At 73.7% G+C, this 11,849-nt stretch carries 9 protein-coding genes; 3 read left to right on the top strand and 6 right to left on the bottom strand.

The window, feature by feature from the left end:
* Positions 1–150: 150 nt before the first annotated feature.
* Both ACFWSK_RS10085 and ACFWSK_RS10080 read left to right on the top strand, forming a co-directional pair.
* A complete protein-coding gene (locus tag ACFWSK_RS10085) occupies positions 151–1,251 on the top strand; it encodes an amidohydrolase family protein (protein ID WP_383783406.1) in 1,101 nt (366 codons plus the stop codon).
* A gap of 322 nt (positions 1,252–1,573) precedes the next feature.
* Complete coding sequence (locus ACFWSK_RS10080) at positions 1,574–2,530, top strand: SCO1860 family LAETG-anchored protein (RefSeq protein ID WP_383783405.1); 957 nt, start codon at positions 1,574–1,576, stop codon at positions 2,528–2,530.
* A gap of 55 nt (positions 2,531–2,585) precedes the next feature.
* Here the strand turns inward: ACFWSK_RS10080 and cobC are convergent, their stop codons facing one another.
* On the bottom strand, positions 2,586–4,127 hold the full coding sequence (gene cobC, locus ACFWSK_RS10075; RefSeq protein ID WP_383783404.1) for an Rv2231c family pyridoxal phosphate-dependent protein CobC: 1,542 nt from the start codon (positions 4,125–4,127) through the stop codon (positions 2,586–2,588).
* A gap of 110 nt (positions 4,128–4,237) precedes the next feature.
* Here cobC and ACFWSK_RS10070 point away from each other — a divergent pair, with 110 nt between their 5' ends.
* On the top strand, positions 4,238–4,960 hold the full coding sequence (locus ACFWSK_RS10070; protein ID WP_383783403.1) for a ZIP family metal transporter: 723 nt from the start codon (positions 4,238–4,240) through the stop codon (positions 4,958–4,960).
* A 95-nt stretch (positions 4,961–5,055) separates the two neighbouring features.
* Here ACFWSK_RS10070 and ACFWSK_RS10065 read toward each other — a convergent pair whose 3' ends face one another.
* The 5 genes from ACFWSK_RS10065 to ACFWSK_RS10045 are packed head-to-tail and all read right to left on the bottom strand — an operon-like array spanning position 5,056 to position 11,762.
* The gene (locus ACFWSK_RS10065; protein ID WP_383783402.1) at positions 5,056–6,414 is read right to left on the bottom strand and encodes a cobyrinate a,c-diamide synthase; all 1,359 of its coding nucleotides are present in this window, start codon (positions 6,412–6,414) and stop codon (positions 5,056–5,058) included.
* Entirely contained in the window at positions 6,408–7,007 is a 600-nt protein-coding gene (gene cobO / locus ACFWSK_RS10060; RefSeq protein WP_383783401.1) for a cob(I)yrinic acid a,c-diamide adenosyltransferase, read from the bottom strand. The genes ACFWSK_RS10065 and cobO overlap by 7 nt, the downstream gene beginning before the upstream one ends.
* Positions 7,007–9,046 carry a putative cobaltochelatase gene (locus ACFWSK_RS10055; RefSeq protein WP_383783400.1) on the bottom strand — a complete coding sequence of 680 codons (2,040 nt, stop codon included), beginning with the start codon at positions 9,044–9,046 and terminating at the stop codon, positions 7,007–7,009. The genes cobO and ACFWSK_RS10055 overlap by 1 nt, the downstream gene beginning before the upstream one ends.
* Positions 9,043–10,821, bottom strand: a complete 1,779-nt coding sequence (locus tag ACFWSK_RS10050) for a cobyric acid synthase (RefSeq protein ID WP_383783399.1) — start codon at positions 10,819–10,821, stop codon at positions 9,043–9,045. Before ACFWSK_RS10050 ends, ACFWSK_RS10055 begins: the two co-directional genes overlap by 4 nt.
* Positions 10,818–11,762: a cobalamin biosynthesis protein gene (locus ACFWSK_RS10045; RefSeq protein WP_383783398.1), complete on the bottom strand. Its 945-nt coding sequence runs from the start codon at positions 11,760–11,762 to the stop codon at positions 10,818–10,820. The genes ACFWSK_RS10050 and ACFWSK_RS10045 overlap by 4 nt, the downstream gene beginning before the upstream one ends.
* Positions 11,763–11,849 lie beyond the last annotated feature (87 nt).

Raw genomic sequence — 11,849 nt, 5'->3', positions numbered from 1 at the left:
ATGGGGCGGGGGGGTGGGGGGCGAGGTCGTGGAGGGGTTGCGACTCGGGGGTCCTCTCTCGGGCCCGGACTGGGTTGGGGGGCGGGGCCGCCCCCCCCCCCACGAACAGGGCTTGGTCGAGGGTACCGAGGGCCTCGTACAGTGCCGCATATGAGCGATCACGAAGAGCCGCAGGTCCTGCGGGTGAAGGGGCGGGTGCTCGTCGGCCCGGACGAGGTCCGGGACGAACTGTGGGCCGTCGACGGGCGGATCTCGTACGAGCGGCCGCCCGGCGCCGACGACGCGGTGACCGTCACCGGCTGGGCGCTGCCGGGCCTGGTGGACGCGCACTGCCACGTCGGCCTCGACCGTCACGGCCCCGTCGACGAGGCGACCAGCGAGAAGCAGGCCCTCGCCGACCGGGAGGCCGGCACGCTGCTCATCCGGGACGCCGGATCGCCCTCCGACACCCGGTGGATCGACGACCGCGAGGACCTGCCGAAGATCATCAGGGCCGGCCGTCACATCGCAAGGACCCGCAGGTACATCCGCAACTACGCCCATGAGATCGAGCCCGGCGACCTCGTCGCCTTCGTCGCGCGGGAGGCGCGGCGCGGCGACGGCTGGGTGAAGCTGGTGGGCGACTGGATCGACCGGGACGCCGGGGATCTGACGGCCTGCTGGCCGCGCGGCGAGGTCGAGGCGGCCATCGCCGAGGCGCACCGGCTGGGAGCGCGGGTCACCGCCCACTGTTTCGCCGAGGCGGCGCTGCGCGACCTCGTGGAGGCCGGGATCGACTGCATCGAGCACGCGACGGGGCTGACCGAGGACACCATCCCGCTCTTCGCCGAGCGCGGCGTGGCGATCGTCCCGACCCTGGTCAACATCGCCACGTTCCCGGACCTGGCGGCGGGCGGCGAGGCGAGGTTCCCCCGGTGGTCGGCCCATATGCGCCGGCTGTACGAGCGCCGCTACGACACGGTGCGCGCCGCGTACGACGCGGGCGTCCCGGTCTTCGTCGGCACCGACGCGGGCGGCTCGCTGGCCCACGGCCTGGTCGCGGCGGAGGTCGCCGAACTGGTCAAGGCGGGCATCCCGCCCCTGGAAGCCCTCTCGGCGACGGCCTGGGGCGCGCGGCAGTGGCTCGGCCGGCCCGCCCTGGAGGAGGGCGCCCCCGCCGACCTCGTGGTGTACGACGAGGACCCGCGTGCGGATGTACGGGTGCTGGCGGCGCCCCGCAGGATCGTGCTGAACGGGCGCCTGATCGGCTGACCCGATGATCCGGCCGGGTGCGGCGCCGCGTTGACAACCGGTGACCGGGGCGGGTGTGTGTCGTTGAAACACTTCTGCGTGCACCCCCCTCGTCAACGGCCGCACCCCGTGCGCTCCGTGAAACGGGTGACTCCGGGGAACGTGCGTGCCGAAAGAATCGAATACACGCACCAAAACCCCCCTTTGGGGTGAACTCACTCCAGGTATCCGCCAGTTCACCCTCCGTGCGCAAAGATTCACGGAGTCGAGGCCACCGGCGCCCGCGATGTCCCCCATTGGGCGGCGCCGGTGGCTCCATGTCTCTTGTGGGGGTTCCACCATCTTGAACAGCAACACCTTCCGCCTCGCCGCCCTGGCGGTCGCCGCCGCCCCTGTCGCGCTGCTTGCCGCCGTTCCCGCGCAGGCCGCCACCGCGACCACGGTCACCGGCGACGGAAAGGCGAGCGCGGTCGTCCTCCGTACCGCACTCGATGTCTCACTCGTCAACAAGACGGTCAACGTTCCGCTGAAGGCCACGCTCAACGAGGTGCGGGCTCCCGCGAGCGCCGGGAAGACCGCGCTCAGCGTCCAGCTCGACGGGGTGGACGGAGGAAACCCCTTCAGCGTCCTGAAGGCCGACGTGGCCACGGCGAAGGCGACCGTCGACGAGCACAGGGCCGAGGGCCGCTCGAACCTCGCGAAGGCCACCGTCCATGTGCCGGGACTGCCGCTCCTCTCGCTCATCGAGGTCGAGAAGGTCACCTCCAGCGCCGTCTGCGAGGCCGGCCGCAAGCCGGTCGCGGAGTCGAACGTGCTCGGGCACGTGTCGGTCCTCGGCAAGAAGGTCACGCTCACCGCGGGCGGGACCACCCGCGTGGACGTGCCGGGCGTCGGTGAGGTGACCCTCGACCTGTCGGAGACCGGGACCACCTCGCGTACCGCGGCAGCCGTCGCGCTGCAGCTCAAGGTGTCGGTGAATCCGCTCGAACTCAATGTCGCCGAGGTGCACGGCGAGGTGACGCTGGCCGAGGCGACCTGCGAGACACCGAAGACGCCCGAAAAGCCGGGCGGCACCGACGGAGGCACCTCCGGCGGTGCTACCGGTGGCTCGACGGGCGGTTCGACCGGCGGCGAGGTGAAGCCGCAGACCGGGTCCGACCCCGCCCCGGCCGCCGAGGAGCCGAACCTCGCGGAGACCGGCGGCAGTTCCACGACCCCGTACATCGCGGGCGGCGCGGCGCTGCTGCTGGCCGTCGGCGCCGCGGCCACCGTCGTGGCCCGCAGGCGCACCCAGGGCTGACAGGGGCCCGCCGGACGGGCCGGGACAGCGAACCGGCCCGTCCGGCACGGGCCACTCAGCCCACGGGTCTCCAGGGCAACGCCTGGAGTGCCTGGTCGAACGCCTGAAGGAAGCGGTTGGTCGTCGCTCGGTCCCGTACGGCCAGCCGCAGCCACTCGGGCCCGAGGCCCGGGAAGGTGTCACCGCGCCGCGCCGCGAACCCCAGGGACCGCAGCCGCTCCCGGATCTCCGCCGCCCGCTCCACCCGGAGCAGGACGAACGGCCCCTGGGCCGGCTCCACCACCCGTATCTCGCCGAACTCCGCCAGCCCGGCCAGCAGATGGGCCCGGTCCACCGAGATCCGGTCGGCCGCCCGGGCCGCCTCCGCCAGCGCCCGCGGCTCCATGCACGCCTCGGCCGCCGCCAGCGCGGGGGAGGAGACCGGCCACAGCGGCTGCGCCTCCTGGAGGACGGCGACCGTCGCCGGGTCGGCCAGCACATAACCGATCCGGAGCCCGGCCAGACCCCAGGTCTTGGTGAGACTGCGCAGGACGACGAGCCCGGGGATGTCCGTGCGTCCGCAGAGCGCCTCCCGCTCGCCGGGCACCGCGTCCATGAACGCCTCGTCGACCACCAGCGTCCGGCCGGGACGGGCCAGCTTCTCCAGGACACCCGCGGGGTGGAGCACCGACGTCGGGTTGGTCGGATTGCCGATCACCACCAGATCGGCGTCCTCGGGCACCACCGCCGGGTCGAGCAGGAAGCCGTCCTCGGGGCGCAGCAGTACCCGCCCCACCTCGTGCCCGGCCGCCCGCAGCGCCGCCTCCGGCTCGGTGAACTGCGGATGCACGACGACCGGCCGCCGGGCGGGCAGCGCACGGGCGATCAGGACGAACGCCTCGGCCGCACCCGCCGTCAGCAGCACCCGCTCCACCTGCAGCCCGTGCCGCGCGGCGACGGCGGCCCGCGCGGGCCGCCCGTCCGGATACGCGGCCAGCGAGCCGAGCGACAGGGCGATCCGCTCCCGCAGCCAGTCGGGCGGTGTCCCGGTCCGTACGTTCACGGCGAGGTCGGTCAGATCGTGGCCGCGCACTTCCGCGTCACCGTGGTGGCGCAGGTCGGGGCCGGCGACTTCGAGGTCCTTCGTGGGGGGTGTCATGGCAGCCATGGTGAACGGCTCCGGGCCGTACGTCACCGGTGGGGTGGACATCGATTCGGCGACGGGCCGCCGGACCACCGCGCAGGTCACCGAGGAGGCGCCCCCGCCCCCGGGGGCCGACTTCCGCTTCGGGACCAGCAGTTCGCCCCCGCCGATCAGCGCGGCGGCCTCGGCGACCGACGGCGTACCCGCGGCGTCCCGTACCGCACCGGAGGGATGCGGGACGCGCACCCGGGCCAGCTCCCGCGCCCGGTGGGCGCGCACCGGCACCCCCAGCCCGGCCGCCGCACCCACGATTCCCGGCTCGTCCGCCTTCGACTCGACGGTGGCCAGCTCCGCGACCTCGGCGACGTCGAGCCCGGCCGCGCGCAGGGTCGTCAGGATCAGCTCCAGCACCTCGTCGGCCGGAGCGCCTTTGCGGGCGCCCACGCCCACGACGAGGGAGGCGGGGCGGTTCACGGTACGGAGTCCTCTCGTACGCGGACCCCCTGACCACGGGTCACGGAAACCGAGCCGGGTGAGGGCGTCCTGAGATGCGCGCGGGGGTGCCGATCGGCTAGCAAGGGGCCATGGCGGTGTTCGTCGCGCTCGGCGCGTTCCTGATGACTCTGGCCGGCGGCTGGGTCGCTCAACGCGTCACCGACCGCCGTCACCTGGTGCTCGGCCTCGCGGGCGGGCTGATGCTCGGCGTGGTCGGGCTCGACCTCCTGCCCGAGGCGATCGAGGCGGCGGGCGGCGAGGTCTTCGGTGTGCCGGCCGCCCTTCTGCTGTTCGTGGGCGGCTTCCTGGTGGCCCATCTGGTCGAGCGGCTGCTCGCCGGACGCCAGGCGGCACACGGCGCGAGCGACGAACGGGTGCCGCAGGTCGGCCTGACGGCGGCGGCCGCGATGGTGGGCCACAGCCTGATGGACGGCATCGCGCTCGGCGCCGCGTTCCAGGTCGGCGGCGGCATGGGAGCCGCCGTCGCAGTCGCCGTCATCACCCACGACTTCGCCGACGGATTCAACACGTACACCCTCACCAGGCTGTACGGGAACGCCCGCCGAAAGGCGATGCTGATGCTCTTCGCGGACGCGCTGGCCCCGATCGTGGGCGCGGCGACGACGCTGCTGTTCACCCTTCCGGAGGAACTGCTGGGCTGCTATCTCGGCTTCTTCGGCGGCGCCCTGCTCTACCTGGCCGCCGCCGAGATCCTGCCCGAGGCGCACCACACCCACCCGGCCCGCTCGACGCTGCTGTGCACCGTCGCCGGGGTGGGCTTCATCTGGCTGGTCGTGGGCATCGCCGAGTGAGTGCGGCGCCGCCGGACGGACCGCGGCGCCCGCACTCATCCGTTCATCCCCGGTACTTCTCCACGGAGTTCATCCCCGGCACTTGTCCACGGAGTTCATCCCCGGCACTTGTCCACGAAGCGCCCTGCCACACCGGGTGACGCCGCCCAGTGGGTGTGCAGATAGCTCGCGTGCACGCCCCCCTGTACGAACCCCTCCACACGCCGCTCCGGCTGATGCATGCCCCAGGCCGGCGTGGCCCCGGCGCCCGGCTCCAGCACCGTCCGGTGGAACTCGTGGCCGCGCATCCGGGTGCCCGCGACCGCCAGGACACTGTCGGACACGGCCACCGCCTGCCGGTATCCGAGCGTCAGCCGCTCCGACATCCGGGCCTCCGCGTCCAGCACCCCGCACATCGGCCGGCCGTCCAGCTCACGCGCCAGATACAGGAGCCCGGCGCACTCGGCGGCCACCGGGGCGCCGCCCCGCGCCAGTTCCGTCACCGCCAGGCGCAGCGGCTCGTTCGCCGACAGTTCCGGCGCGTACATCTCGGGGAAGCCGCCTCCCACGACCAGCCCCGAGGTGCCCGCCGGCAGCTTCTCGTCGCGCAGCGGATCGAAGACCACGACCTCGGCGCCCGCCGCCGTGAGCAGCTCGGCATGCTCGGCGTACGCGAACGTGAACGCCGCCCCGCCCGCCACGGCCACCACCGGCCGCCCACCCGCCACCGGTTGCCGGTCCGTGACCGGCCGCGGCTCCCAGACCTCGTCCGGCAGCGGCGGCGCCGTCCGGGCCAGCGCCATCAGGGCGTCCAGATCGCAGCCGGCCCGGACCCGCTCGGCCATCGCCCGTACGGCATCGACGGCGTCCGTGGCCCGCTCGGCCACGGGAACGAGACCGAGGTGGCGGGACGGCGTCGCCATCTGCGCGGAACGCCGCAGCACCCCGAGCACCGGAAGGCCCGACTCGTCGAGCGCCTCCCTTAGCAGCGCCTCGTGCCGGTCGGACGCCACCTTGTTCAGGATCACCCCGCCGATCCGCACCTGCGGGTCCCAGGAGGCGAAACCGTGCACGAGCGCGGCGACCGAGCGGGACTGCGAGGAGGCGTCCACCACGAGCACCACGGGCGCCCGCAGCAGCTTCGACACCTGGGCGGTCGACGCCAGTTCGCCCTGTCCCGAGGCACCGTCGTACAGCCCCATGACGCCCTCGACCACGGCGAGGTCGCAGCCGCTCGCCCCATGGGCGAACAGCGGGGCGATCAGCTCGGGACCGCACATGTACGCGTCGAGATTGCGACCGGGGCGGCCGGTCGCCAGGGCGTGGTACCCGGGGTCGATGTAGTCCGGGCCTACCTTGTGCGGGGACACGGCGAGTCCGCGGCCCGCGAAGGCCGCCATCAGCCCCGTGGCGACGGTGGTCTTGCCGCTGCCGGACGCCGGCGCGGCGATGACCAGACGCGGAACGCTCACCACTCGATGCCCCTCTGGCCCTTCTGGCCCGCGTCCATCGGGTGCTTGACCTTCGACATGTCGGTCACGAGGTCGGCGGCCTCGATCAGCTTGTCCGGAGCGTTGCGCCCAGTGATCACCACGTGCTGCGTCCCGGGACGGTCGCGCATCACCTGGACCACCTCGTCGGTGTCGATCCAGCCCCAGTGCATCGGGTAGGCGAACTCGTCGAGGACGTACAGCTTGTACGTCTCGGCGGCCAGGTCGCGCTTGACCTGCTCCCAGCCCTCGCGGGCCTTCTCCTCGTTGTCGAGCTGGTTGTCCCGCTGCACCCAGGACCAGCCCTCGCCCATCTTGTGCCAGTCGACGGTGCCGCCCTCCCCGCTCGCGCCGAGCACCTTCAGGGCGTTCTCCTCGCCGACCTTCCACTTCGCCGACTTCACGAACTGGAACACCCCGATCGGCCAGCCCTGGTTCCAGGCGCGGAGCGCGAGACCGAAGGCCGCCGTCGACTTCCCCTTGCCGATGCCCGTGTGGACGAACAGCAGCGGGCGATTGCGCCGCTGACGGGTGGTGAGACCGTCGTCCGGCACCGAATTCGGCTGTCCCTGTGGCATTACGCGGCCCTCCCGGCTGCAGATACGTCTTTCACGAGCCCGACGATCGTGTCGGCCCGCAGTTCGTCGAGCGTGACGGCGCTGCCGCCGAGATCCCTGGCGAGCTGTGCGGCGAGGCCGAGCCGTACGATCCCCGACTCGCAGTCCACGACGACTGACGCGGTGCCCTCGGCGGCATGCAGCCGCCCCGCCCGCGCCGCGAGCGCCAGGGGGTCCGGACCCCCCGTCGCCCGCCCGTCCGTCACCACGAGGAGCAGGGGCCGCCGCGAGGGGTCGCGCAGCCGCTCCACGCGCAGGACGTCGTGCGCCTTGAGCAACCCCGCGGCGAGCGGGGTGCGCCCGCCGGTCGGCAGCGACTCCAGCCGCGCCGCGGCCGCGTCCACCGACGACGTCGGCGGCAGCACCACCTCGGCGTCCTTGCCCCGGAAGGTGATCAGACCGACCTTGTCCCGCCGCTGGTACGCGTCCAGCAGCAGCGACATCACCGCACCCTTCACGGCGCTCATCCGCTGCCGGGCCGCCATCGACCCGGAGGCGTCCACGACGAAGAGCACGAGGTTCCCCTCGCGCCCCTCCCGCGTCGCCTGCCGGAGATCGTCGCGCCGGACCACGAGGCCCCGCCCGGACCGGCCCCTGGCGTGCTGATGCGGCGCGGCCGCCTGCACGGTCGCCGCCAGGTGCAGCTTCGTCAGCGCCCCCTGGGGCCGCCGCGAGCCGGTCGTACGGCCGTGCTCCGTACGCGCCCGGGAGCGCCGCCCCGCCGCTCCCTCGCCCAGTCCGGGCACGCTCAGCATCTTCGTGCGGAACGGCTCCGCCGCGCGTACGGGCTGCTGTTCACCGCCCCCGGACGGCCGCCCCTGTCCGGGCGCGTCGCCGCCGCTCTCCGGCGCGTGGTCCGGCGTGCCGGCCCCGGCCGGTCCATCAGGGCCGTCGGCCTGCGGCGGCACGCCACCGCCACCACCACCGTCACCGCCGTCATCCGGCCCGTCCGGGTCCGGATCATTGTCGCCCTCGCCCTGGCTCTCGTCCGGCGCGGCGTCCCGCAGCGTGTCGTCCAGCTTGTCCTCGTCGAGCCCCGGCGCGTCGAACGGATTGCGCCGGCGCCGGTGCGGAAGCGCGAGCAGCGCGGCCTGGCGCACGTCCTCGGCGAGCACCTCCTCCCGCCCGGCCCAGGCAGCCAGCGCCGTGGCGGTACGGGCCATGACGATGTCGGCGCGCATCCCGTCCACCTCGAAGGCCGCACAGGTCGCCGCGATCTGCCGCAACACGCCGTCACCGAGGACGACTTGGGGCAGCAGGGCGCGCGCGGCGGCGATCCGCTCGCGCAACTCCTCTTCCTGGTCCGCCCATCGGGCGGAGAAGCCGGCCGGGTCGTCGTCGTAGGCCAGCCGGCGCCGTACGACCTCGACCCGCAGATCGGTGTCGCGGGAGGCGGCGACCTCGACGGTGAGCCCGAACCGGTCCAGCAACTGCGGCCGCAGTTCGCCTTCTTCGGGGTTCATCGTCCCGACCAGCAGGAAACGCGCCGCGTGCCGTACGGAGACGCCCTCGCGCTCCACGTACGAGGCGCCCATGGCGGCGGCGTCGAGGAGCAGGTCCACGAGGTGGTCGTGGAGCAGGTTGACCTCGTCGACGTACAGGATGCCGCGGTGGGCGTCGGCGAGGAGCCCGGGCTCGAACGCCTTCACACCCTCGGAGAGTGCCCGCTCGATGTCCAGTGCCCCGACGAGCCGGTCCTCGGAGGCCCCGACGGGCAGTTCGACGGTGCGCGCGGCCCGCGACACACCGCCCGCGGCCTCGTGGGGCCCATCGGGACACGCCGGGTCGGGCGCGACCGGATCACACGAGAACCGGCACCCCGGAACGACGGAGACCTCGGGCATGAGCGCCGCGAGGGCCCGCACGGCGGTGGACTTGGCGGTCCCCTTCTCCCCCCGCACGAGGACCCCGCCGACGGCCGGGCTGACGGCGTTCAGCAGGAGCCCGAGCCGCAGGTCGTCCTGCCCGACGATGGCGGTGAACGGATACGGCGTACTCACAGAGTCTCCTTCTCGGCATGCGGCAGATCCGCCCCGTTCCCGGCCACTTCCAGGACCGCGTTCCGGGCCTCTTCGAGCCCGTCGACTTCCCGGGCCACGTTCCGGTCCTCTTCAAGCCCACCCGGCTCCAGGACCGCGTTCCGGGCGTTCTCAAGCCCGTCCGGCGATCGAGGACCGGGGTCCGGGGCGGAGCCCCGGTCACGGGAAGGGGCGGGCAGGGGAAGGCGCGCCGCACCCGCAGGCGCACCCGCCCCCACAGGCGTACCCACCCGCGGCGCCCCCGGCGGCACGAACGGCAGCCCAGCCGGCGCCCCGCCCTCGATCAGCCGCCACAACGCGTCCGTGTCCGCGTGTTCCTCGATCAGATCCCCCAGCCGGTCCAACTGCTCCTCCCGCAGCACCTCGAAGCTCGTGTCGGGCGCGGCGACGAACCGCCGCCCCGCCGCCCGCGCGACCTCCGCCAGGAACCGCCGACGGAACGCGTCGCTCTCCAGGGACCCGTGCCAGTGCGTCCCCCACACCGCGCCCACCCGGCATCCGTCCAGGAACGGTTCCCCGCCCCGCACATCGGCGACCCCGTGATGGATCTCGTACCCCTCGACCGGTTCCCCGAGCGCCGAACCGACCGGCCGGGCCAGCGTCTTGGCCTTCTCGAAGCGGATGCGTACCGGCAGCAGCCCGAGCCCGTCGACGTGCCCGGCCCGCGACTCCACCTCGTCCTCGATGTGCTCACCGAGCACCTGGAAACCGCCGCAGATCCCCAGCACCGGGCGCCCCTCGGCGGCCCGCCGCACCAGCGCGTCCGCCAGTCCCCGCTCCCGCAGCCAGGCCAGTGCCTTCACCGTGCCGCGCGTGCCCGGCACGATCACCAGGTCCGCGTCGGCCAGCTCCTCCGCCCGGTCCACGAACCGCACGACGACACCCGGCTCGGCGGCCAGTGCGTCCACGTCGGTGAAGTTCGACATCAGCGGTACGGCGCACACCGCGACCCGCAGGACGTCCTCGCCGTGCGGCGCGGTGACGGCGGACTCCCGGACGGCGCCGCGCAGCGACACCCGCAGCCCGTCCTCCTCGTCGATTCCCAGCCCGTGCGCGAACGGCAGCACCCCGTACGTCCGCCGCCCCGTGAGCTCGTACAGCATGTCGAGACCCGGCTCCAGCAACGAGACGTCGCCCCGGAACTTGTTCACGAGATACCCGGCGACCAGCTCCTGGTCCTCCGCGCTCAGCAGCGCCGTCGTACCGAAGAACGAGGCGAAGACACCGCCGCGGTCGATGTCCCCGACCACCAGTACGGGGAAGCGTGCAGCCCGTGCGATGCCCATGTTCACGATGTCCGTACGCCGCAGATTGATCTCGGCCGGACTGCCCGCCCCCTCGCAGATCACGGCGTCATACGTGCCCCGAAGCTGCTCCAGGCAGTCCACGACGGTTCCGAGCAGCGATTCCTGGCGCCCCCCGTGGTAGCCGCGTGCGCTCATCTCGCCGACGGGCTTCCCCATCAGGACGACCTGGCTGGACCGGTCGCTGCCGGGCTTGAGCAGCACTGGGTTCATCAGCGCCGTCGGCTCCACCCGGGCGGCCTGCGCCTGCATGGCCTGGGCGCGTCCGATCTCCGCGCCCTCGCGGGTGACGAACGAGTTGAGCGACATGTTCTGCGCCTTGAACGGCGCGACCTTCACCCCCTGCCGTACGAGCCACCGGCAGATCCCCGCCGTGACGACGCTCTTGCCCGCGTCCGACGTGGTTCCCGCGACCAGCAGTCCGCCGCTCATATCCGTCTCCGTCCCGCGATCAGCCGTCCGGCCACACAGACGCCGAGGGCCAGCGCACTCACCCGGCGCGACAGCCGCACCGCACGTTCGATGTCCGGGGTCTCCACCGCGCGGCCGGCCACCCCGTTGAGCACCGGCCGGTGCTCGACCCGGCCGCCGTACGCGAGGGTCCCGCCGAGCCGTACGCCGAGCGCGCCCGCGAACGACGCCTCGACCGGTCCCGCGTTGGGGCTCGGGTGCTTGCCCGCGTCGGCCCGCCAGGCCCGTACCGCCTGCAGGGGCCGGCCGCCGGCGGCGACGGCGAGTGCGGCGGTGAGGCGGGCCCCGGGCCAGCCCGCGAGGTCGTCGAGGCGGGCGGAGGCCCAGCCGTACCGCCGGTACTGGGGCGACCTGTGCCCCACCATGGCGTCGAGGGTGTTGACGGCCCGGAAGGCGACGAGACCGGGTACGCCGCCCAGTGCGCCCCAGACGAGGGCGCCGACGACGGCGTCCGAGGTGTTCTCGGCGACGGATTCGACGACGGCGCGGGCGATCTGCGGCCCGTCGAGCGCCTGCGGGTCGCGTCCGCACAGGTGGGGCAGCCGCTCGCGGGCCGTGTCGAGGTCCCCGGCGTCGAGCGCACCGCCGATGGCGCGTGCCTCGCGGCCCAGTGAGGTACCGCCGATGACGGACCAGGTGGTGGCGGCGGTCAGCGCGACGGCGACGGCGGGGCGGTCGCGGACGGCGCGTGCGGTGAGCGCGGCGGCTCCCGCGGCGCCTCCGGCGCAGATCAGCGTGTGGAGCGCGCCCCACCCGCGGTGGTCCCGCCACAGGCGGTTCTCGACCTCCGCGGCTGCCAGCCCGAAGGCGGCGACGGGGTGACCCCGGCGGGGATCGCCCAGGAGCAGATCGCCGATCAGACCGGTCGTGGCGCCGTACGCGAATATGCGGTCGGCACGCATGGCTCAGCCCGCCGATGCACGGGACGTTCTGGCGACAGGTGACACAGGATCGGGCGCACAGCGGCCGGGCAGCATGGCGTATGTCCT

This window comes from Streptomyces sp. NPDC058620 (assembly GCF_042717135.1).
GTDB lineage: Bacteria > Actinomycetota > Actinomycetes > Streptomycetales > Streptomycetaceae > Streptomyces.
This window is presented reverse-complemented; position numbering and strand designations above follow the sequence as displayed.